Source organism: Actinoplanes flavus (assembly GCF_017592555.1).
GTDB classification, from domain to species: Bacteria; Actinomycetota; Actinomycetes; order Mycobacteriales; family Micromonosporaceae; genus Actinoplanes; species Actinoplanes flavus.
Map to the genome: position 1 here is coordinate 136,088 of NZ_JAGFNS010000001.1, position 21,269 is coordinate 157,356.

General features: G+C 71.3%; 24 protein-coding genes. 12 read left to right on the forward strand and 12 right to left on the reverse strand.

What is annotated here, in order from left to right:
* The first annotated feature begins 235 nt into the window (after positions 1–235).
* The 5 genes from abmR (at position 236) to J5X75_RS00655 (ending at position 5,217) form a co-directional block, all read left to right on the forward strand.
* Positions 236–787, forward strand: a complete 552-nt coding sequence (abmR, locus tag J5X75_RS00635; RefSeq protein ID WP_208465140.1) for an ATP-binding transcription factor AbmR — start codon at positions 236–238, stop codon at positions 785–787.
* A 538-nt stretch (positions 788–1,325) separates the two neighbouring features.
* On the forward strand, positions 1,326–2,048 hold the full coding sequence (locus J5X75_RS00640) for a HipA family kinase (RefSeq protein ID WP_208465141.1): 723 nt from the start codon (positions 1,326–1,328) through the stop codon (positions 2,046–2,048).
* On the forward strand, positions 2,045–2,410 hold the full coding sequence (locus J5X75_RS00645) for a DUF3037 domain-containing protein (RefSeq protein WP_208465142.1): 366 nt from the start codon (positions 2,045–2,047) through the stop codon (positions 2,408–2,410). The genes J5X75_RS00640 and J5X75_RS00645 overlap by 4 nt, the downstream gene beginning before the upstream one ends.
* Before the next feature lie 129 nt (positions 2,411–2,539).
* Positions 2,540–3,607, forward strand: a complete 1,068-nt coding sequence (locus J5X75_RS00650) for an ATP-dependent DNA ligase (protein WP_208465144.1) — start codon at positions 2,540–2,542, stop codon at positions 3,605–3,607.
* Between the two features lie 35 nt (positions 3,608–3,642).
* Positions 3,643–5,217 (forward strand): alpha/beta hydrolase, encoded by a 1,575-nt coding sequence (locus J5X75_RS00655; RefSeq protein WP_208465145.1) that lies wholly within the window; start codon positions 3,643–3,645, stop codon positions 5,215–5,217.
* Here J5X75_RS00655 and J5X75_RS00660 read toward each other — a convergent pair.
* Complete coding sequence (locus J5X75_RS00660; RefSeq protein WP_208465146.1) at positions 5,144–5,629, reverse strand: potassium channel family protein; 486 nt, start codon at positions 5,627–5,629, stop codon at positions 5,144–5,146. The two genes, J5X75_RS00655 and J5X75_RS00660, sit on opposite strands and share 74 nt — an antisense overlap.
* A gap of 56 nt (positions 5,630–5,685) precedes the next feature.
* Here J5X75_RS00660 and J5X75_RS00665 point away from each other — a divergent pair, with 56 nt between their 5' ends.
* Positions 5,686–6,135, forward strand: coding sequence for a GNAT family N-acetyltransferase (locus J5X75_RS00665; RefSeq protein WP_208465147.1), 450 nt, complete (start codon positions 5,686–5,688; stop codon positions 6,133–6,135).
* On the opposite strand, the gene ligD is transcribed toward J5X75_RS00665, so the two are convergent.
* The 3 genes from ligD to J5X75_RS00680 form a co-directional block, all read right to left on the reverse strand.
* Positions 6,124–7,149: a non-homologous end-joining DNA ligase gene (gene ligD, locus J5X75_RS00670; protein ID WP_208465148.1), complete on the reverse strand. Its 1,026-nt coding sequence runs from the start codon at positions 7,147–7,149 to the stop codon at positions 6,124–6,126. The genes J5X75_RS00665 and ligD overlap by 12 nt on opposite strands.
* A gap of 78 nt (positions 7,150–7,227) precedes the next feature.
* A complete protein-coding gene (locus tag J5X75_RS00675) occupies positions 7,228–7,734 on the reverse strand; it encodes an LPXTG cell wall anchor domain-containing protein (RefSeq protein ID WP_208465149.1) in 507 nt (168 codons plus the stop codon).
* A gap of 99 nt (positions 7,735–7,833) precedes the next feature.
* Positions 7,834–8,301 (reverse strand): hypothetical protein, encoded by a 468-nt coding sequence (locus J5X75_RS00680; RefSeq protein ID WP_238487106.1) that lies wholly within the window; start codon positions 8,299–8,301, stop codon positions 7,834–7,836.
* 84 nt (positions 8,302–8,385) lie between these two features.
* On the opposite strand from J5X75_RS00680, the gene msrB reads away from it, so the two are divergent.
* A complete protein-coding gene (msrB, locus tag J5X75_RS00685; protein WP_208465151.1) occupies positions 8,386–8,784 on the forward strand; it encodes a peptide-methionine (R)-S-oxide reductase MsrB in 399 nt (132 codons plus the stop codon).
* On the opposite strand, the gene J5X75_RS00690 is transcribed toward msrB, so the two are convergent.
* The 4 genes from J5X75_RS00690 to J5X75_RS00705 are packed head-to-tail and all read right to left on the reverse strand — an operon-like array spanning position 8,768 to position 10,931.
* Complete coding sequence (locus J5X75_RS00690) at positions 8,768–9,235, reverse strand: dihydrofolate reductase (protein WP_208465153.1); 468 nt, start codon at positions 9,233–9,235, stop codon at positions 8,768–8,770. The two genes, msrB and J5X75_RS00690, sit on opposite strands and share 17 nt — an antisense overlap.
* Positions 9,232–10,026: a thymidylate synthase gene (locus tag J5X75_RS00695; RefSeq protein ID WP_208465154.1), complete on the reverse strand. Its 795-nt coding sequence runs from the start codon at positions 10,024–10,026 to the stop codon at positions 9,232–9,234. The genes J5X75_RS00690 and J5X75_RS00695 overlap by 4 nt, the downstream gene beginning before the upstream one ends.
* Before the next feature lie 9 nt (positions 10,027–10,035).
* A complete protein-coding gene (gene wrbA / locus J5X75_RS00700; protein ID WP_208465155.1) occupies positions 10,036–10,638 on the reverse strand; it encodes an NAD(P)H:quinone oxidoreductase in 603 nt (200 codons plus the stop codon).
* Positions 10,639–10,676: 38 nt separating this feature from the next.
* Positions 10,677–10,931, reverse strand: a complete 255-nt coding sequence (locus J5X75_RS00705) for an isoamylase early set domain-containing protein (RefSeq protein ID WP_208465156.1) — start codon at positions 10,929–10,931, stop codon at positions 10,677–10,679.
* A gap of 54 nt (positions 10,932–10,985) precedes the next feature.
* Here J5X75_RS00705 and J5X75_RS00710 point away from each other — a divergent pair, with 54 nt between their 5' ends.
* Positions 10,986–11,477, forward strand: coding sequence for a GNAT family N-acetyltransferase (locus J5X75_RS00710; RefSeq protein ID WP_208465157.1), 492 nt, complete (start codon positions 10,986–10,988; stop codon positions 11,475–11,477).
* Here J5X75_RS00710 and hemQ read toward each other — a convergent pair.
* From hemQ to hemE, 3 genes are all read right to left on the reverse strand, one after another.
* Positions 11,426–12,130 (reverse strand): hydrogen peroxide-dependent heme synthase, encoded by a 705-nt coding sequence (hemQ, locus tag J5X75_RS00715; protein ID WP_208465158.1) that lies wholly within the window; start codon positions 12,128–12,130, stop codon positions 11,426–11,428. The genes J5X75_RS00710 and hemQ overlap by 52 nt on opposite strands.
* Positions 12,127–13,521, reverse strand: a complete 1,395-nt coding sequence (gene hemG, locus J5X75_RS00720; protein ID WP_208465159.1) for a protoporphyrinogen oxidase — start codon at positions 13,519–13,521, stop codon at positions 12,127–12,129. The genes hemQ and hemG overlap by 4 nt, the downstream gene beginning before the upstream one ends.
* 94 nt (positions 13,522–13,615) lie before the next feature.
* Entirely contained in the window at positions 13,616–14,650 is a 1,035-nt protein-coding gene (gene hemE, locus J5X75_RS00725; protein WP_307797876.1) for a uroporphyrinogen decarboxylase, read from the reverse strand.
* An 82-nt stretch (positions 14,651–14,732) separates the two neighbouring features.
* On the opposite strand from hemE, the gene J5X75_RS00730 reads away from it, so the two are divergent.
* Complete coding sequence (locus J5X75_RS00730; protein ID WP_208465163.1) at positions 14,733–15,299, forward strand: DUF3000 domain-containing protein; 567 nt, start codon at positions 14,733–14,735, stop codon at positions 15,297–15,299.
* Between the two features lie 33 nt (positions 15,300–15,332).
* On the opposite strand, the gene J5X75_RS00735 is transcribed toward J5X75_RS00730, so the two are convergent.
* A complete protein-coding gene (locus J5X75_RS00735; protein ID WP_208465164.1) occupies positions 15,333–16,361 on the reverse strand; it encodes a S1C family serine protease in 1,029 nt (342 codons plus the stop codon).
* A 144-nt stretch (positions 16,362–16,505) separates the two neighbouring features.
* On the opposite strand from J5X75_RS00735, the gene J5X75_RS00740 reads away from it, so the two are divergent.
* From J5X75_RS00740 to J5X75_RS00750, 3 genes are all read left to right on the forward strand, one after another.
* Entirely contained in the window at positions 16,506–17,825 is a 1,320-nt protein-coding gene (locus J5X75_RS00740) for an HRDC domain-containing protein (protein ID WP_208465166.1), read from the forward strand.
* A gap of 143 nt (positions 17,826–17,968) precedes the next feature.
* Positions 17,969–19,165 (forward strand): thiolase family protein, encoded by a 1,197-nt coding sequence (locus J5X75_RS00745; protein WP_183216208.1) that lies wholly within the window; start codon positions 17,969–17,971, stop codon positions 19,163–19,165.
* Positions 19,162–21,222, forward strand: a complete 2,061-nt coding sequence (locus J5X75_RS00750; protein WP_208465168.1) for a 3-hydroxyacyl-CoA dehydrogenase NAD-binding domain-containing protein — start codon at positions 19,162–19,164, stop codon at positions 21,220–21,222. The genes J5X75_RS00745 and J5X75_RS00750 overlap by 4 nt, the downstream gene beginning before the upstream one ends.
* Positions 21,223–21,269: the final 47 nt, after the last annotated feature.

The window sequence follows — 21,269 nt, forward strand, 5'->3', positions numbered from 1 at the left end:
CACACTTGCGCCCGGCAGGCGATCCCGATGCCCGTCCGCGTCGAGCCGGCTCGTTGCCGCCATGCCATAGCCGGCAGCAATCGCTCCGCCGCAGCTACACGACCAGTTCCTGACCGGCAGGCGGCTCTCCATCCACTGCGCCCGGCATCGGCCCTCCGCACCTCCATCGCCGACAGGTCTGGCGGAGCGGCGCGAAAGGTTGTAAGTATGTAATCAGGTAAGCGAGGAGGTTGTCATGCCAGTCCGATTCGCCGCGCCCGGTGGGCGCACCGAGCCGCCCAACGCCGACGACGCCGCCGCCTGGATCATCGGCGCGCTCCCCGACGGCTGGTTCACCGAGGCGCCCGAGGTCGTCATCGACCGCGACGAGATCATCATCTGGGGCCGTCTGCCCCAGCCCGACCTGCCGGAGGACACCACCGACGCCGACCGGGCCGCGGGCCAGGCCGGACGGATCGCCCGGTTCCGGGAGGAGACCCGGGAGGCCCGGATCCGGGTCGCCCGCCAGGTCGAGCACCGGTACCAGCGCAAGGTCGCATGGGGGGCCCGATGCGGGGAGACCTCGGAGCTCTTCACCCATCTGTCCGCACCGGTGATGACCCGGCTGCGGCAGCCCGAGCGCCAGGTCCTCGACACCCTGGTCGACGCCGGCGTGGCCCGCTCCCGCTCCGAGGCGCTGGCCTGGTGCGTGAAGCTGGTCGGCCGCCATACCGAAGACTGGCTGGCGGAACTGCGCTCCGCCATGACCCGCGTCGACGAACTCCGCCGCCGCGGACCGGAGGCCTGATCCAGTTGGCTGTCAGGGCTGCCCCAAGCACACCGAGACAGCCCTGACAACCAGCCAAAGTCGATCTAGCCGCCCAGACACAGCCCCGGCAACGGCGCACGCCGACCCACAGAGACAAGCCCGGACCCATCAAAGGACGCCACCCGGAGCGCGGGGGCACCCCAGATCCAGCTGGCTGTCAGGGCTGTCTCAGCGCCCCCGAGACAGCCCTGACAACCAGCCGAGTTTGGTCTTGACGCACGGACGCAAGTCGGCGCGGCGGACGCAAGTCCGGAATGGGGGCGCTCTCCGGATGCGGCTGGTTGGCAGGGCTGTCTCAGGGGCGCTGAGACAGCCCTGGCGGCCAGCTGGAGTTGATCTTGAGAGAGGGACCTAGCCCTCGCGGGGCACTTCGGCCGACGGGCTGTCTGGGTGAGGGGCGAGGCGGCCGGGAAGCGGAAAGCGGGGGCGAGGCGGCCGGGAGGCGGAAAGCGGGGGCGGGCGCTGTGGGGCGGGGCGGCGCACCGCGTACAGGATCATGGTCCGTAGGGTGAGTGGCGTGTTGCGTGAGGTCACCGCTATCCGTTATGTGACGCCCCTGCGGGAGGGCGGCTCGTTGCCCGGTGTCGTCGAGACGGACGATCTCGGGACCTATGTGGTCAAGTTCCGCGGAGCGGGCCAGGGGCCGCGCGCGCTGGTGGCCGAGGTGATCGCCGGGGAGCTGGCGCGACGGCTCGGGCTGCCGGTGCCGGAGCTGGCCCGGGTGGAGCTCGATCCGGTGGTGGCCCGCGCCGAGCCGGACGAGGAGGTCCAGGAGCTGATCAAGGCGAGTGCCGGGGGCAATCTGGGGATGGACTTCCTGCCCGGCTCGCTGGGGTACGACCCGGTGGCCCATCCGGTGGACGCCGCGCTGGCCAGCCGGATCGTCGCCTTCGACGCGTTCGTGGAGAACGTGGACCGCAGCTGGCGCAACCCCAATCTGCTGATCTGGCACGGCCGGCTCTGGCTGATCGATCATGGGGCGACGCTCTACTTCCATCACAATTGGGCGCGCGCCGAGCAGGTGGCGCACCGGCCCTACCGGTGGGACGACCACGTGCTGAAGCCGTACGCGACCGGGCTCGCCACCGAGGGCCCGGCGCTGGCCGCACGGATCACCCCGGAGCTGCTGGCCGAGGTGATCGATCTGGTGCCGCAGGAGTGGCTGGAGAACGGGGACCGGGCCGCCTACCTGAGCCATCTTTCCCGCCGGGCGGAGCGGCCGGAGGCGTGGTTGCCGTGACACCGTACGAGTACGCGATCATCCAGGCCATGCCGCGCGTCGAGCGCGGTGAGCTGATCAACGTCGGAGTGCTGCTCTACTGCCAGCGGCGGGACTTCCTGTCCGCGCGGACGCATCTGGACGAGTCGCGGCTGCTCGCGCTGGACCCGTCGGCGGACGTGGCGGCGATCCGGGCGGCCCTGGACGCCTGGGACCGGACCTGTGGCGGCAGCGGGGCGGCCGAGGGGATGCGGCCGGGTGAGCGGTTCCGCTGGCTGGTGGCGCCGCGCAGCACGATTCTGCGGGCCGGGCCGGTCCACATGGGCCTGACCGCCGAGCCGGCGGCCGAATTGGAGCGCCTGGTGGAGCTGCTGGTCCGCTGAGCCATCAGGGCTGCCGGTCCGAAACGTCCGTAGCGGGCAGGGCTGCTGGCCCAAGACGTCCGCAGCAGGCAGGGCTGCTGGTCCGGCAACGGGGCACCCGGCGGGCGCGCGAGGAGGCAGACTGATCGGATGCAGCTCCCGCTGAACCCGCCGGTCAAGCCGATGCTCGCGAAACCCGTCGCGGAGATCCCGCCCGGCCAGCTCTACGAGCCCAAATGGGACGGATTCCGGTCGATCGTCTTCCGGGACGGTGACGAGGTGGAGATCGGCAGCCGCAACGAGAAGCCGATGACCCGCTACTTCCCCGAGGTGGTCGCCGCCGTGCTGGCGAACTTCCCGGAGCGGGCGGTGATCGACGGCGAGGTGATCGTCGCCGACACCGGGCGGAACACTCTCGATTTCGAGGCGCTCCAGCAGCGCATCCATCCGGCGGCCAGCCGGGTCAAGCTGCTGTCCGAGCAGACTCCGGCCAGTTTCGTGGCCTTCGATCTGCTGGCGCTCGGCGACGAGGATCTGACCGGCCTGCCGTTCAGCGAGCGGCGCGCCCGTCTCAGCGAGATTCTCGAAGACGCTGAACCTCCGGTGTACGTGACTCCCGCGACCGATGATCTGGAGACGGCCCGCCGGTGGTTCGCCGAGTTCGAGGGCGCCGGGCTGGACGGGTTGATCGCCAAGGGGCGGGATCTGACGTACCAGCCGGACAAGCGGGTGATGTCGAAGATCAAGCACAAGCGGACGGCGGACTGCGTGGTGGCCGGCTACCGGGTGCACAAGTCGGCCGACAACCGGATCGGGTCGCTGCTGCTGGGCCTGCACGACGAGCGTGGCGTCCTGGTGAGCGTCGGGGTGATCGGCTCGTTCCCGATGAAGGTGCGCGAGGAGCTGTTCGAGGAGTTGCAGCCGCTGGTCACCACGTTCGAGGGACACCCGTGGAACTGGGCGGCGCACGAGCAGGGCGAGCGCACCCCCCGCAAGAACGAGGTGAGCAGGTGGAACGCGGGCAAGGACCTGTCGTTCACGCCGCTGCGGCCGGAGCGGGTCGTCGAGGTCCGCTACGACTACATGGAGGGCATCCGGTTCCGGCACACCGCCCAGTTCGAACGGTGGCGTCCCGATCGCGACCCGCTGACCTGCACGTACGAGCAGTTGGAGCGCCCGGTGCGGTTCGACTTGGCCGAGGTGCTCACCAGCCGTTGAGGGGCGTACCGGCACGGACCGGATAGGGTCGTTGCGTGGATCGTCGCTCGCGCCTGACCGTCGCAGTCCTCGCCGTGCTGGTCACGGCCACCGGTTGCACCCTGCCGTCGTTCGCTCCGGAGGGCGCGGACCAGCCGGCCCGGGCGGAGTCGGGCACGTCCGCGCCCGGCTCGGCGGCGCCCGGCTCGGCGCGCTGGCGGCCCTGCCCCGAGGTGGCGCGTGACCTGGTCGGCCGGACCGCCCCCGGGATGGCCTACGAGTGCGCGACGGTCCCGGTGCCGGAGGACTGGTCGAAGCCGGACGCCGGCGAGAAGTACGACATCTCGCTGGTCCGGATCCGCTCCAGCAGGCAGAAGGCGTCGGAGCGGATCGGCTCGCTGCTGCTCAATCCGGGCGGCCCGGGTGGCTCGGGTGTCGACCTGGCGGTCTACCTGACGTTCGGGGAGAAGCTGGGCGGCCTGCCCACCGAGATCACCGACCGGTTCGACATCGTCGGCTTCGACCCGCGCGGGATCAGCCGGTCCAGCCCGGTCAAGTGCATCGACGCGAAGGACCAGGACGCCTCCTTCGCCGCCGACCCGGACCCGGTGACCCAGGCCGAGTTCGACGCGGTGGCGGCGCTCAACAAGAAGATCGCCGACGGCTGCACGAAGAAGTACGGCGACGACCTGACCGACTTCTCCACCGAGCAGGCCGCCCGTGACGTGGACGCGCTGCGCGCCGCGGTCGGCGACGAGAAGCTCACCTACCTGGGGTATTCGTACGGCACCCTGCTCGGCGCCACCTACGCCCAGCTGTTCCCGAAGAACGTGCGGGCCCTGGTGCTGGACGGCGCGGTCGACCCGACGGAGACCTTCACGCAGGGTTCGGAGCAGCAGGCCAAGGGCTTCGAGCGGGCGTTCACCAACTTCACGAAGTGGTGCACGGCCGAGCCCGGCCGTTGCCCGATCGCGCCGGACGCCCGGGGCGCGGTGACCGACGCGCTCGCCAAGGCCGAGACGTCGCCGGTGCGCGGGGCGGACGGGCGGGAGGCCACGGCCGGCTGGGTGTTCCTCGGGCTGATCTCGTCGCTCTACACCGAGTCCGGCTGGGCCGACCTGGCCAACGCCATCGACGACCTGCAGGCCGGTGACGCGACCGGCATCTTCGAGCTGGCCGACCAGTACGCCGAACGCGAGCCCGACGGCACCTACTCCAACCTGTTCGACGCCAACCTGACGGTGAACTGCGTGGACAACGAGAAGGCGCCGGGCGTGGCGGAGATCCGCAAGCTCCAGGGCGAGTGGCGGGCGAAGTACCCGCTGTTCGGGGCGCCCATGGCGGTCGGGATGCTGCCGTGCGCGTACTGGGGTGGCCAGCGGGACCCGTACCCGGCCGGCGAGGCGAAGGGTGCGCCGCCGATCCTGGTGGTGGGCACGACCGGGGACCCGGCCACGCCGTACGAGAACACCGCCGACCTGGCGAAGATGCTGGGTGTCGGGCAGGTGCTCACGTGGGAGGGCGAGGGGCACACCGCCTACCCCTCGACCCCGTGCATCAAGGACGCGGTGGACGGCTATCTGCTGGATCTGAAGATGCCGGCGGAGGGTCTGCGCTGCCCTCCGAAGTGAGCATTTCCTGACGGGCGGCCATCTCCTCGAGCAGTGCGCGTACCCGTCGGAGGTTGTTCTTGAGCTCTTCCTGCTCCTCGTGGCGGAAGGCGTCGGCGTCGACGATCAGCTTGCTGGCGAAGTGCGCGGTGATCAGCGGGATCACCAGCAGCACCATGACCGAGATGAGGATTCCGGCCATCACCCGCGCCTGCCAGGTCTCGGGTGAGATGTCGCCGTAGCCGACCGTGGACGCGGTGACGACGGCCCACCAGATCGCGTCGCCGAAGCTGGTGTCGTCCTCGAAGTGGTAGTAGAGGGTGGCGCCGATGATGATCAGCATCGAGTAGGACAGCAGCAGCGTCTTCGGCGAGTTGGCCAGCCAGACCATCGCGCGGTAGACGAGTCTCGGCAGCGTGAGCAACGCGTGCATGTCGTCATGGTGCCCGAGGTGAACGGTCCGCGACAGCCCGTGACAAGCTTTCGATCATGCAGATCCGGATCGCCACCCGTGCCGACGTCCCCGCCGTACTCGGCCTGCTCGCCGATGACGACATCAGCCGTACCCGTGGTTTCGGGACCGCGGACGTCGAGCCCGGGATCTGGGCGGCCTTCGACGCGATCGACTCCGACGACCGCAACTATCTGATCGTGGCCGCCGACGGCGACGAGGTGGTGGGCACCTGCCAGCTCACCTTCATCCCGGGCCTGAGCCGGGGCGGCGCCGAGCGGATGCTGATCGAGGCGGTCCGGATCAGCTCGGCCCGGCGTGGGCAGGGCCTCGGCGGCGAGCTGATGCGCTGGGCGATCGAGCGGGCGCGGGCGCGCGGCTGCCGGATCGTGCAGCTGACCACGGACAAGCGCCGCACCGACGCGCACCGGTTCTACGAGGCGCTCGGCTTCGAGGCCTCGCACGAGGGCATGAAGCTACTTCTGTGACTTGAGGTCGCGGTCCTTGGACGGCTGCACCCGCTTCGGCTCCCCGGGCATCTTGGGATGGTCCGGCGGGTAGGGCAGGTCGCCGAGGCCGTCCCGCTCGTCGCGGGCCACCCACTCCAGCAGCGGGGTGAGGTCGTGGGCCACGTCGTCGATGCCGGCGTGCGGGTCGCCGTTCTTCGCGAACCGGGCCGGCACGGTCCGCAGATCGAAGTCGTCGGGCTCGACGTCGGCCAGCTCGGCCCAGGTGACCGGGGTGGAGACGGTGGCCCGGGCGTTGGCGCGCAGTGAGTAGGCGCAGGCGATGGTGCGGTCCCGGGCCATCTGGTTGTAGTCGAGGAACACCCGCTCGCCGCGCTCCTCCTTCCACCAGGAGGTGGTGATGCCGGCCGGGTTGCGGCGCTCCACCTCCCGGGCCAGGGCGATGGCCGCGCGGCGCACGTCGACGAAGGACCAGCGCGGCTCGATGCGCACGTAGACGTGTACGCCGCGGCCGCCGGAGGTCTTCGGCCACCCGGTCCAGCCGAGGTCGGCGAGGACCTCGCGGACCACGCCGGCGGTGGCGACCACGTCGGCGAAGCCGGTGCCGGGCTGCGGGTCGAGGTCGATGCGCAGCTCGTCGGGCTCGTCCGGGGCGGCGGCGCGGACCGGCCAGGGGTGGAAGACCACGGTGCCCATCTGCGCGGCCCAGGCGACATGGGCCAGGTCCGCGGGGCTGAGCTCGTCGGCCGTACGCATGCTGGGGAATTTGATCTTCGCGGTCTGGATCCAGTCGGGGACTCCGCGGGTGGGGATCCGCTTCTGGAAGAACATCTCGCCCTCGATGCCGTCCGGGAAGCGCTGCAACGTGGTGGGACGGTCGCGCAGGGCCCGCAGGATGCCGTCGCCGACGGCGAGGTAGTACTCGAAGACGTCGCGCTTGGTGAATCCCCGCTCGGGGAAGACCATCTTGTCCGGGCTGCTCAGGCGCACGGTGTGGCCGGCGACCTCGTGTTCTTCCGCGGCGGCTTTCGGCATGCCCCTCAGCTTAGGGGCCGATACGCGAGGAGGCCGCCCGGCAAACCGGACGGCCTCTTACCGTTTTATGCTGATATTTCAGACATTACGCTGGCGACGCGTGTACCAGACAGCCGCGGCGCCACCCGCCACCATCAGGCCGCCGAGGGCCACCACGCCCCCGGACGGGGAGCCGGTCACCGGAAGCGTGTTGCCGGAGCTGACACCCGCGCCCGCGGTGGTCTGAGTCGGCTTCGGCGTGGCGATCTCCGAGCTGACCCCGGCCGGCGGCACCGAGTTGACGTTGCCGGTCGGCAGGCTCGGGCTGGGGCTCGGCGTCTCGCTCACGCCGCCGTAGCCCGGCTTGCCCCGGGTCGGCGGGGTGGCGGTCACGGCGTTGACGGCGGGTGGCGCGGTCTCGGCGCCACCGTAGCCGTCGCCCCCCTGGCCGTCGACCGGGTCAGGGCTCGGCGCCGCCATGACGTGACCGGCCTCGCCGACGAGTTCGGCAGACGCCGCGGCGGGTCCGGCACCGAGGGCGAGAGCAGCGAGGACAGTGGCGCCGACCGTGGGAATTCCAGCGGTCAGCCGACGCGAAAAGCTCATGAGGAGTATCCGTTCTGTTGCTGAAGGTACGGTTCCATGGTCGCACGGGAGCTTAACGGTAATTGCCCGTTTTACCCGGAAACACCCCGAGGCGGGTCTTCAGCTAGGAAGACCACCGAAACGGTGACTGCGCCACAGGTGCGACAAAGTGAATACCTTGAGCTCGAACTGCGGGTCCGCGGCGAAGAGTCCCCCGCTGTACGGAGCGTGCAGTTGCACGCTGGCCCCGGTGTCCAGGTAGACCGAGACCACGTTGCGGCGACCGCGCCGCTCGGCCCGCAGGTCCACCACCCGGTGCCAGGGCGCCTCACCCTCCTCGAACACCGACGAGGTACGGATGCCGACGGCACCCACCTCGACCCCGGTACGCCGCCCGGCCACCATGCCGGCCACCGCACCGAGCAGCAGCGGCCCGCCGATCAGCGCGAGCCACACCCAGCCCGGCGGGCCGCCCCGGCCGGGCCAGGCCAATGCCGCGATCACCCCCGTCGTGACACTCGCCACCGCGCTCATCGCGCCGAGGTAGAGACCATGGCCGAGGACCTGCTGCCAGGTCGGCCGGAACATCGCCGGGGATCCACCTTCCATGTCCTCTCAACCGGGCCGATCATCACCTCCGGCGCACGCCGCGTGCGACGTACGGTGGATGGCATGACAACCGATCTACCCACGACCGAGGAGGAGTGGCGGATCCGCCTCTCTCCGGCCGAGTTCCGCGTGCTCCGCGAGGCCGGCACCGAAGCTCCGTGGAGCGGCGAGTATGTGAGCACCAAGACCGCCGGTGTCTACGACTGCCGGGCCTGCGGCGCCCAGCTCTACCCGAGCGACACCAAATTCGACAGTCACTGCGGCTGGCCGTCCTTCGACGACGCCATCCCGGGCGCGGTCACCGAGATCGAGGACCACAGCCACGGGATGGTGCGCACCGAGATCCGGTGTGCCCGCTGCGACTCACACCTGGGTCACGTGTTCCGGGGCGAGGGCTTCACCTCGAAGAACACGCGGCACTGTGTGAACAGCCTGTCGATCCGGCTCACGCCCGCCGGCTGAGATCCTCCACCACATAGGTCACGCCGTTCGGCGCCTGGACCCGGTCGGCACTGGTGACCCGCCAGTCGTCGCCGAGTTCAGGCGCGTAGGCGTCGCCGGGCACCGTGAGGTCGATCCTCGTCCGGACGATGTGCTCGGCCCGCGGGAGGAAGGCGGCGTAGACCTCCGAGCCGCCCATCACCCAGAAGTCCCGATATTTCACATCATCGAGCGAATGGATGACCGTGGCGCCCGGGGCCGCCCAGGACGGGTCGCGGGTGAGGACGATGTTCTCCCGGCCCGGCAGCGGCCGCTTCGGCAGCGACTCCCACGTGCGGCGGCCCATCACCACCGGCGAGCCCAGGGTGCGCTCCTTGAAGACGGCCTGCTCCCCCGGGACCCGCCACGGGATGGTGTTGCCGGCGCCGATCACCCGGTCCCGGGCCTCGGCCCAGATCATGTGGATCGTCATACCGCGACGGGAGCCGGGATCAGCGGGTGGTGCCGGTAACCGACCACGGTGAAGTCGGCGTACTCGTGCTCGAACAGGCTGGGGCGGGGCGCGATCTCGAGTTCCGGGAACGGGTACGGCTCCCGGGTGAGCTGCTCCCGGACCTGCTCGATGTGGTTGTCGTAGATGTGCACGTCGCCGCCGACCCAGATGAAGTCACCGGGCTCCAGGCCGACGTGTGCCGCGATCATCCGGGTCAGCAGGGCGTAGCTGGCGATGTTGAACGGGACACCCAGGAAGAGGTCGGCGCTGCGCTGGTAGAGCTGGCAGGAGAGCCGGCCGTCGGCCACGTAGAACTGGAACAGCGCGTGGCAGGGCGCCAATGCCATGTCGGGGATGTCGGACACGTTCCACGCGGACACGATCATCCGGCGCGAGTCCGGATTCTTCCGGATGGTCTCCACGACCTCGGAAAGCTGGTCGATGTCCCCGTTCTTACCGGGCCAGGAACGCCACTGCTTGCCGTAGACCGGCCCCAGCTCGCCATCGGCGCCGGCCCACTCGTCCCAGATCGTGACGCCCTGCTCGTGCAGCCACTTCACGTTGGTGTCCCCGCGCAGGAACCAGAGCAGCTCGACCGCGATCGACTTGAAGTGCACCCGCTTCGTGGTGATCAGCGGGAAGCCCTGGGCCAGGTCGTATCGCAGGGTCGCACCGAAAAGACTCCGCGTCCCGGTGCCGGTGCGGTCGCTCTTGGGCGTGCCGGTCTCCAGAACCCGTCGCAACAGATCTTCAAACTGGGTGTCGGCCATGCGGCGAAATTATCGCAGACGCCCACCCACCGCGACGATCCGCCTCGCCAGGTGATCCAGGGCCGCGTACTGCACCTCGCTGAGCGGGATGTCGTTGCTGCCACCGGTGACGTGCGAGACGCCGTACGGGTTGCCGTCGGAGAACTTCAGCGGGTCGGTGTAGCCGGGCGCCACCACCACGCCGCCGAAGTGGTAGATCGTGGTGTAGAGGGCCAGCAACGTCGACTCCTGGCCGCCGTGCTCGGTCATCGAGGCGGTGAACCCGGCGTACGCCTTGTTCGCCAGCAGACCCTGCGCCCACTGCGGGCCGAGCGTGTCGAGGAACTGCTTGAGCTGGCTGGTCAGGTTGCCGAACCGGGTGGGTGTGCCGAAGAGCACGGCGTCGGCCCAGACCACGTCGCCGGCCTCGGCCCGCGGACCGTCCTTGGTCTGGTCGTGGTGCCGGCTCCAGGCCGGATTTGAGGCGATCGCCGCGGGCGGGGCCAGTTCCGGCACCTGGCGCAGGCGCACCTCGGCGCCCGCCTTCTCCCCCGCCTCGGCGAGCCGGCGCGCCATCGCGTGCACGGTGCCCGTGGACGAGTAGTAGATGATCGCCAGCTTCACCTCAGCCATGGCTCAAGAAGATCTCCCCGGCGGCCCGGCCGACCCACTTATAGATGAAGTTCGCTACCGTCCGGGTCGTCCAGCCACACGCCGTCGGTGGCCAGATAGCGGAACTTGTAGTGGCCCGGGTCGAGCGGCACGCTCACCGTCCGGGTGCCGTTGCGCCGCACCTGGAGTTCGTGGGTCCCCGGCCGCCAGTCGTTGAAGTCGCCGACCACGCTCACCGTGCCGGGCGGCTCGTCCGCCGGGAGGCAGAACGTCACCCGGGTCTTGTTGCCGAACAGTCTGCTGCGCTTGATCATGACGTCCTCCAGCCTTCACCGGTACAACGTCGAAAGCCCACGTATGTTGTGCCGATGCATCCCGAACCTCACGACGAGCTGCGGGTGGCGTCGTTTCGCGATCTCGACACCACCACCCTCTACGAGATCCTCAAGCTGCGCAGCGAGGTCTTCGTGGTCGAGCAGGAATGCGCCTACCTCGATCCGGACGGGCGAGACGTCGAACCCGGGACCCGGCATCTGTGGTTCGCCCAGGGCAAACGGGTGCGGGCCTACCTGCGGATCCTGAGCGACCACGGGGTGGAGCGGATCGGCCGGGTGGTGACCGCCCCGGACGCCCGCGGCAACGGGCTGGCCGGGCGGCTGATCTCCGAGGCGCTCGCCGTGATCGGCAACCGCCCGTCGATCCTGCACGCCCAGGCCCACCTCGCCGCCTACTACACCCGCTTCGGTTTCGAGCAGTCCGGCCCGGAATACCTCGAGGACGGCATCCCGCACATCCCGATGAAGCGGGATCAGGGCAGGTTCGCCACGATCTCGGTGATCGAGCGGCGCCGGCCGGTGTAGAACGGCACCTCCTCGCGGACGTGCCGCCGCGCCCGGGAGGCCCGCAGCTCACGCATCAGGTCGACGATGCGGTGCAGCTCGTCGGCCTCGAAGGCGAGCATCCACTCGTAGTCGCCGAGCGCGAACGACGCGACCGTGTTGGCGCGGACGTCCGGGTAGCCGCGCGCCTGACGGCCGTGCTCGGCCAGCATCTCGCGCCGCTCCGCGTCGGGCAGCAGGTACCACTCGTAGGAGCGGACGAACGGGTAGACACAGACGTACGGCCGGGGCTCCTCGTCGGCCAGGAAGGCCGGCAGGTGGCTGCGGTTGAACTCGGCCGGACGGTGCAGCGCCATCTGCGACCAGACCGGCTCCAGGTGGCGGCCCAGCGCGGTCCGGCGGAACAGCCCGTAGGCGTCCTGGAGCGCGTCGGACGAGCCGGAGTGCCACCACACCATGATGTCGGCGTCGGCGCGCAGGCCGGACACGTCGTAGGTGCCGCGGACCGTCACGTCCTTGCCGGCCAGCTGCTCGAAGAGCGCGCCGACCTCGCCGGCCAGCTCGTCACGGAGTGCGGGCAGCGGCGCGGACACCCGGAACACCGACCACATGGTGTAGCGGATGGTCGCGTTCAACTCGTTGATCCGCGCGGCGTTCGTCTGCTGTTCGCTCATGCGATCTCCTTCAGGAACGTACTCACATCGTCCGCGGCGCGCTCGCCGCTGGCCACGCACACCGGGATGCCGACACCGTCGAACGCCGCGCCGGCCAGCGCCAGCCCCTCCGGCAGCCCGGCCCGCGCCGCGGCGATCCGGTCGGCGTGACCCGGCGCGTACTGCGGCAGGCCGCCGCCCCAGCGCTGCACCCACGTCGCCGCCGGAACCGGCAGACCCACCCCGAGCAGGTCGCTCAGCTCCCGGTGGGCCACCTCCAGCAGCGCGGCGTCGTCGCGCTGCAGCCGCTCCTCCTCGCCGGACCGGCCGAGCGACACCCGGACGATCACCGGGCCCTCGTCGCGGGCCAGGTGCGGCCACTTGGCGGTGACGAAGGTGGCCGCCTTCACCAGCGTGCCCTCGCCCGGCGGCACCAGGAACCCGGAGAGGTCCGGCAGCTCGGTCCCGGCCGGCAGGGTCATCGCCGCGAGGGCGACGCTCGCGTAGTCCAGGGCGGCGACCGCGGTGGCCGGCTCCGGCGCGACCTCGCTCAGCAGCCGGGACGCCGGCTTCGCCGGCAACGCCAGGATCACCGCGTCGAACTCCTCGGTCCGCGGCGCGGGCACCGGCCCGGAGACCACCTGCCAAAGACCCTTCCCGGTACGGGTGAGCTCGCGCACCGGCGCACCGAGGCGGATCCGCGCCCCGCTCGCCGCGGCGGCGGCCTCGATCAGCCGGCTCATCCCGCCCTCGACCGCGGCGAAGACCGGCCGTCCGGGGACCCGGCGCCCGCGCGCCTGGGCGGCCCGGACCGCGCCGCGCAGCGTGTGCTCGGTCTCCGCGGTGTGTGCCAGCTGCGGCATGGTGACCCGCAGGGACAGCCGGTCGGCGCGGCCCGCGTAGACCCCGCCGAGCATCGGGTCGACCAGCCGGTCCACGACCTCGTCACCGAACCGCTCGCGGACCAGGGCGCCGACCGCCACGTCGGCGCCGGGCGCCAGCAGGGGATGGCCGGTGTCCCGGTCGGCGTCGCTCGCCGGCAGCGCCACGCCGTCCAGCGTGGACAGGTCACCGGGGACGCCGACCAGCGTGCCGCCGGGAACGGGAGCCAGACGGCCCCCGAAGGCCAGGGCGGCCGGACGGGCCGCCGGGTGCACCAGGGCGTCGCCGAGGCCGACCCGCCGGGCCAGGGCCACCGCCGCGGACTCGCCGCCGTCCGGCGCGCTGTTCAGGAAGGACTCGGCGCCGCGCTCGACCGTGCGCCCACCCAGCTCACCGGTGCTGAGCTTGCCGCCCGGGGCGGGGCCGCGCTCGTACACCACCACCTCGGCGCCCGGGTGGACATCCCGCAGGCGCACGGCGGCCGCCAGGCCGGCGATGCCGCCGCCGATGACCGCGATCCGCTTCCGCACGCTTCACACACTCCCAGGTCGCGCCGGACCCCGGCCAGTGGGGTCCGGGTCTGTGACGTGAGCCTGCCGAGATCCGGCCCGGTCGCCCAGGGGCCTAGGACCCGGAGACCTCGTGAACCAGGGCGACCAGGCGGGTGAGGATGTCCGGGTCGGTCTCCGGCATCACGCCGTGGCCCAGGTTGAAGACGTGCCCGGGGGCGGCCTTGCCCTGGTCGAGGACCCGGCGGGTCTCCCGTTCCACCACGTCCCACCCGGCGAAGAGGATCGCCGGGTCCAGGTTGCCCTGCACCGCCCGGTCCGGGCCGATCCGCCGGGTGGCCTCGTCCAGCGGGGTCCGCCAGTCCACACCCACCACGTCGGCGCCGGCCTCGCCCATCGCCTCCAGCAGCACCCCGGTGCCCACACCGAAGTGGATACGCGGCACCCCGGCGTCGATCAGGCCGTTCAGCACCGCGGCCGAGTGCGGCATGACGAACCGCCGGTAGTCGGCCTCGGACAGGGCGCCGGCCCACGAGTCGAACAGCTGCACGGCGCTCACCCCGGCGTCGATCTGCACCCGCAGGAACGTCAGCGTGATCTCGGCGAGCCGGGCCAGCAGGGCGTTCCACAGCTCGGGTGCGCCGTACATCATGGCCTTGGTCTTCAGATAGGTCCGTGACGGGCCGCCCTCGATCAGGTAGCTGGCCAGCGTGAACGGCGCGCCCGCGAAGCCGATCAGCGGCGTCGCGCCCAGCTCGGCGACCAGCAGCCGCACCGCCTCGGTGACGAAGTCCACGTCGGCCGGGACGATCGGCCGCAGCCGGGCCAGGTCGGCCTCGGTGCGCACCGGCTCGGCCACCACCGGGCCGGTGCCGGCCACGATGTCGAGGTCGATGCCGGCCGCCGCGACCGGCACCACGATGTCGCTGAAGAAGATGGCCGCGTCCACGTTGTGCCGGCGGACCGGTTGCAGGGTGATCTCGGTGACCAGGTCCGGACGGCGGCACGACTCGAGCATGCCGACGCCCTGCCGGATCTTGCGGTACTCGGGCAGCGAGCGCCCGGCCTGCCGCATGAACCACACCGGCGTGTGCGGGCCGGGCAGACCGCGACACGCCCGGACGAAGGGGGAATCCTGGAGAACCGTCACCGGGCCATGGTGCCACGCCAGTACTCCGAGCGCGGCGGCGTGCCGACCCCGGACCACCGCTAGATCGGCATAGGCTTTCCCCATGGCGTCCCCCTCCGCTGCCCCTGAGGCGTTCACCCGCGCCGTCGCCGGGCTGCGCGCGGATTCGCCGCGGCCGGAGATCCTGCTCGAGGAGATCGCCGCGCCCCAGCGGCTCGCGCCGTTCGCGTTCGCCCTCAGCGCCACCGTGCTGCGCGGTGGTGACGAGGTGGCGAGCGGCCGGCTGATCCTGCTGCACGACCCGGCCGGGCACGAGGCCTGGCAGGGCGACCTGCGCCTGGTCACGCTGATCACCGCGGAGCTGGAGGAGGACCTGGCCTCCGATCCGCTGCTCTCGGCGGTGGCGTGGACCTGGCTGATTGACGGGCTGGAGCAGCACGCGGCGGCGTACACGGCGATCGGCGGCACGGTCACGCAGACCGCGTCCACCCGGTTCGGTGAGCTGGCCGGCCCGGCCCCGACCGCCGACCTGGAGGTGCGCGCCTCCTGGACACCCACCTCCACCGATTTCGGCGCCCATCTGTACGGCTGGTGCGCGATGCTGGCCTCGACGGCCGGCCTGCCGCCGCCCGGCGTGGCCTCCCTCACCGACCGTCACCTGCACGCCTGAGCGGCTCCGGCCGGTTTCCCGGCCGGAGCGGCCTCAGCCGTTGCCGCAGGCGCCGAGGGTCTGGCAGGCGGTCTCGATCGGGATCGCCAGGCCGATGCCCTCGGCGTCCCGCGCCTTCGCGGTGGCCAGCCCGACCACCTTCTTGCTGGAGTTGACCACCGGGCCGCCGGAGTTGCCCGGGTTGATCGGGGCGTCGAACTGGATGGTCGGCCCGTCCTCGGCGCCCGGCCGGTACGCGCTGATCACGCCGGTGGTGACCGAGTCCTCGAGGCCGAGCGGCGCGCCGACGACCATCACCTGCTGACCGGGCTTCACCTCGTCGGCGGCCACACCGAGCGGGGTGATGTCGGCGTTGGTACGCAGCAGCGCCAGATCCCGCCCCTGGCTCACCTTGACGATCGTCGCGTCGATCCGGGTGTTGCCACGTTCCAGCGACACCGCACGGTCGCCGCCGCTCCACACCTCCTCCACCACGTGGAAGTTGGTGAACAGGTTGGTCCGCCCGTTCGCCTGGCCGACCGCGAACGCCGTACCGGTGAAGTCGCCGGCCCGGACCCGGAACACGCTGGGCAGCACGCTCTTCGCGATGCCCTCCGGGTCGAAGACCGTGGCCAGCTGCTTCTCCAGCTCCTGGCTGCGGCCCTGCTCGGCGTTGACGGCGGTGGCCAGGTCGTTGCTGCTCCGGATCATGGTCTCCACCCGGAACGCCTGCCAGCCGGTGACCAGCAGCAGCGCCGCGACCAGGCCGATGACGATCATGCGGCCCCGGGTGCGCTTCGGAGCGGGCGCCGGCGCCGGCTGCTCGTAGACCGGCTGTTCATAGACCGGCTGCTCGTAGACCGGCTGCTGCGGCGTCTCGTAGACCGGCTGACTCCACTGCGGCTGCTGCGGCGCCCACTGCTGCTGCTGTTGCTGCTGACCCCACGGGTCGTAGGCGGGTTGCTGTTGCTGCTGCTGGGGCTGCTGGTTCCAGGACCGGTCGTCCTCCCAGCCCCATTCCTGAGCGCGCCGGTGCCCGCCTGATCCGTTGGCGGGCGTGAAGGGTTCGAATGGTGCGGTCATCCGGCGCGGCCTCCCCGGGTCTCGGCGCTGCGACAGGTGGTACGGACCGGAGCGCTGAACGGATGAACTTCGCACGAGATCAAGAATCGACGCGCCGGACCCCGGCTGCGCACGCCAAGGGTGCCACCCCCGTACGGTTACGGAGTGACCGACGAAGCACCCCTGCGCCGTCGGGACTCGCCGGACACGGCAGGAGACGGACCGCACCCAGTGCCGCCCGGCCCGCACGCCGGCGGTCCCGAGGGCGGCCCCGAGGAACCCCGACCCGCGACACCGCTGACCGCACCCCGCGAGGGCACGCCCCGCCCGGTGGAGACCGAGGCCGAGCTGGCCGAGATCGTCTCCCGGATGGCGGCGGGCAGCGGCCCGGTCGCCGTGGACGCCGAGCGCGCCTCCGGGTACCGCTACACCCAGCGCGCCTACCTGGTGCAGCTGCGCCGGGCCGGGTCCGGCACCGTGCTGCTGGACCCGCTCCCCCTCGACGATCTGCGCACCCTGGACCTCGCCCTCGCCGACACCGAGTGGGTGCTGCACGCCGCCAGCCAGGACCTGCCCTGCCTGGCCGAGCTGGGGATGCGACCACGCCGGCTGTTCGACACCGAGCTGGCGGCCCGGCTGGCCGGCTTCGAACGGGTCGGTCTCGCCGCGCTGACCGAGCAGCTGCTCGGCTACTCGCTGGAGAAACACCACTCGGCGGCGGACTGGTCGACCCGGCCGCTGCCGGAGTCCTGGCTGACGTACGCGGCACTCGACGTGGAGCTGCTCACCGACCTGCGCGACGTGCTCGCCGCCGAGCTGGAGCAGCAGGGCAAGACGGCGTGGGCGGCCGAGGAGTTCGCCGCGCTGGTGGCCGGCGCGGACCGCCCGCCGCGGGTGCGCCCCGATCCGTGGCGGCGCACCTCGGGCATCCACCGGGTGCGCGGCGCCCGCGCCCAGTCCCGGGTCCGCGCGCTCTGGTACGCCCGCGACGGCGTGGCGGCCCGCCGGGACTCGGCGCCGGGCCGGGTGCTGCCCGACTCGGCGATCGTGGCGGCGGCCGAGGCCGACCCGAAGGACGAGCGCACCCTGCTCGGCATCCCCGGTTTCGGCGGCCGCTCGGTGCGCCGGCTGGCCCGGATCTGGCTGGACGCACTGGACCAGGCGCGGTCCCTGCCGGACGACGCGCTGCCGGTGAACCAGCCGGTGGACGGGCCGCCCCCGCCGCACCGCTGGGCCGAGCGCGACCCGATCGCGGCGGCCCGGCTGGCCCGGTGCCGGCAGATCGTGGTGGGCACCGCCGAACGGCACAACCTCCCGCCGGAGAACCTGGTCAGCCCGGACTTCGTCCGCCGGCTCGCCTGGTCCCCGCCGGACGAGATCACGTCCCGCACGGTGGGTGACACGCTGCTCGGCTTCGGCGCCCGCAACTGGCAGGTGGTCCTGCTGGCCGACGACCTCGCCGAGGTCCTCCCCGAATCCTCCTGAGGGCTGTCCCGGGGCGTCCGAGACGGCCCCGGGATCCGGCCGGCCTCGAGGTGTGACCTTTTCCCGGTGGGCCTGGCAGCTACTAGTTACTGGCGAGTAGCATTGCCGACACATTTGGGTTCACGCCCGCAAGGAGGCTTGCTGTGCCCCGTGAAGTACGCGAGGTCGTCTTCGTCGACGGCGTCCGCACCCCGTTCGGCAAGGCGGGCGGCATGTATGCCGAGACCCGCGCCGACGACCTGGTGATCCGCTGCATGCGAGAGCTGCTGAAGCGGAACCCCAACCTCCCGCCGGAGAAGGTGGAGGAGGTCGCGATCGCGGCCACCACCCAGATCGGCGACCAGGGCCTGACGCTCGGCCGGACCGCCGCGCTGCTCTCCGGCCTGCCGAAGACCACCCCCGGCTACTCCGTCGACCGGATGTGCGCGGGCGCCATGACCGCGGTGACGAATGTCGCCGGCGGGATCGCGATGGGCGCGTACGACATCGCCATCGCCGGCGGCGTCGAGCACATGGGCCGCCACCCGATGGGCGAGGGCGTCGACCCCAACCCGCGGATCCTGGCCGAGAAGCTGGTCGACCCGTCCGCCCTGGTGATGGGCTCGACGGCGGAGAACCTGCACGACCGCCTGCCGCACATCACGAAGGAGCGGGCCGACGCGTACGGCCTCAACTCCCAGATCAAGACCGCCAAGGCGTACGCCGACGGCAAGATCCAGCCGGACCTGGTGCCGGTCGCCATCCGCTCCGCCGAGCTGGGCTGGGGCCTGGCCACCGTCGACGAGGCCCCGCGCCAGACGTCGCTGGAGAAGCTGGCCACCCTGAAGACCCCGTTCCGTCCGCACGGCCGGGTCACCGCCGGTAACGCGGCCGGCCTCAACGACGGCGCCACCGCGGCCATCCTGGCCGACGAGGCGACCGCCCGTGAGCTGGGCCTGCCGGTCGCCATGCGGATGGTGTCCTACGCGTTCGTCGGCGTGGAGCCGGAGATCATGGGCTACGGCCCGGTCCCGGCGACCGAGAAGGCCCTCAAGAAGGCCGGCCTGACGATCGACGACATCGGCCTGTTCGAGCTGAACGAGGCGTTCGCCGTGCAGGTGCTCGCCTTCCTCGACCACTACGGCATCGCCGACGACGACCCGCGGGTCAACCCGTGGGGCGGCGCGATCGCCATCGGTCACCCGCTGGCGTCCTCGGCCATCCGCCTGATGACCCAGCTCGCCCGGCAGTTCGCCGAGCGGCCCGACGTCCGCTACGGGATCAACGCGATGTGCATCGGCATCGGCATGGGCGGCACCGTTATCTGGGAGAACCCGTATTGGGAAGGCGCGGCCAAGTGATCGAGAACCCGAACGAGGTAGTCACCAAGGCGATCCTCCGCCTGGTCCAGGTCCCCGGTCTGGCGAAGCCCGCGGCCCTGATCACGCTGGACAACGGTTTCGACTACAAGAAGCCGAACAGCTTCGGCCCGGGCGGCCTGACCTCGCTGGACGAGGCGATCACCGCGGCCACCGAGGCGAACCCGTCGTTCATCGCGGTGACCGGCAAGCCGTACATCTTCTGCGTCGGCGCCGACATCACCGGCATGCCGCTGATCAACTCGCGTGAGCAGGCCCTGGCGCTCGGCGAGCTGGGCCACCGGGTCTTCGCCCGTCTCCGGAACAGCGAGATCCCGACCTTCGCGTTCGTGAACGGCGCGGCCATGGGCGGCGGCCTCGAGGTGGCGCTGCACTGCCACTACCGGACCGTCTCCACCGGCGCGGCGGCGCTCGCCCTGCCCGAGGTCGCGATCGGCCTGATCCCCGGCTGGGGTGGCTCGCAGATCCTGCCGAACCTGATCGGCATCATCAACGCGGCCACGGTCATCCTCCAGAACCCGCTGACCCAGAAGCAGCTGCGGCCGAAGCAGGCCAAGGAGATGGGTGTCGCCGACGCCCTCTTCGAGGCGGCCGACTTCCTGGAGGACTCGCTGGCCTGGGCGGCCGGCGTGGTCAACGGTGACATCATCGTCGAGCGGCCGGAGATCGACCGCAAGGACTGGGACGGCGTCCTGGAGTTCGTCAAGGCCATGCTGGACGAGAAGCTGCACGGCGCGGTCCCGGCCGCCAACAAGGCCGTCGAGCTGCTCGCCCTGGCCAAGACCGCGTCCTTCGAGGACGGCACCGCGGCCGAGACCGAGGCCCTCGCCGACCTGATCATGGGTGACGAGGCGCGTGCCAGCCTCTACTCCTTCGACCTGGTCCAGCGCCGGGCCAAGCGCCCGGTCGGCGTGCCGGACAAGTCGCTGGCCCGCAAGGTCACCAAGGTCGGCATCATCGGCGCCGGCCTGATGGCCTCCCAGCTGGCCCTGCTGTTCCTGCGCCGCCTCCAGGTCCCGGTGGTCCTCACCGACCTGGACCAGGAGCGGGTCGACAAGGGCGTGGCCTACGTCCACGGCGAGATCGACAAGCTGGTCGCCAAGAAGCGCATGGACGAGGGCACCGCCGCCAAGCTGCGCCTGCTCGTCAGCGGCTCGGTCGACAAGTCCGTCTTCGCCGACGCCGACTTCGTGATCGAGGCGGTCTTCGAGAACCTCGACCTGAAGAAGCAGATCTGGGCCGAGTTCGAGAAGATCGTCAAGCCCGAGGCGATCCTCGCGACCAACACCAGCTCGCTGTCCATCACCGAGATGGCCGCCGAGCTGGAGCACCCGGAGCGGGTCGTCGGCTTCCACTTCTTCAACCCGGTCGCGGTCCTCCCGCTCCTGGAGATCATCCGGGGCGAGCAGACCGACGACGCCACCCTCGCCACCGCGTTCGAGGTCGGCAAGACCCTGAAGAAGTCGTCGGTGCTGGTCAAGGACGCCCCGGCGTTCGTGGTCAACCGCCTGCTCACCCGGGTCACCAGCGAGATCTTCCAGGCCGTCGACGCCGGCACCCCGCTGGACGTGGTGAACGTGGCGATGGACCCGCTGGGCCTGCCGATGCGCCCGATCGCCCTGCTCCAGCTGGTCGGCCCGGCCGTGGCCTACCACGTGGGCGAGACGCTGCACGCGGCGTTCCCGGACCGCTACGTCGACTCGCCGAACCTCAAGCGCATCGTCGACAGCAAGCTGCCGGTGATGGTCGACAAGGAGATCAACCCCGAGGTGATCAAGCTCCTCGAGGTGGGCGACGCTCCGCTGACCGCCGACGAGGTCCGCCAGAAGGCGCTCGACGGCCTGGCCGAGGAGATCCGGATCATGCTCGACGAGGGCGTGGTCGCGGAGGCGCAGGACATCGACCTGTGCATGATCCTGGGCGCCGGCTACCCGTTCCACCTGGGTGGCGTCACGCCGTACCTGGACCGCAGCGGCACCGCCGAGCGGGTCACCGGCAAGCGCTTCCTGCCGGACGGCGTGGCCAACGTCCGCTCCTGATCAGGTAACTCCTTCGGAGGCCCCCGCACTCTCAGTGCGGGGGCCTT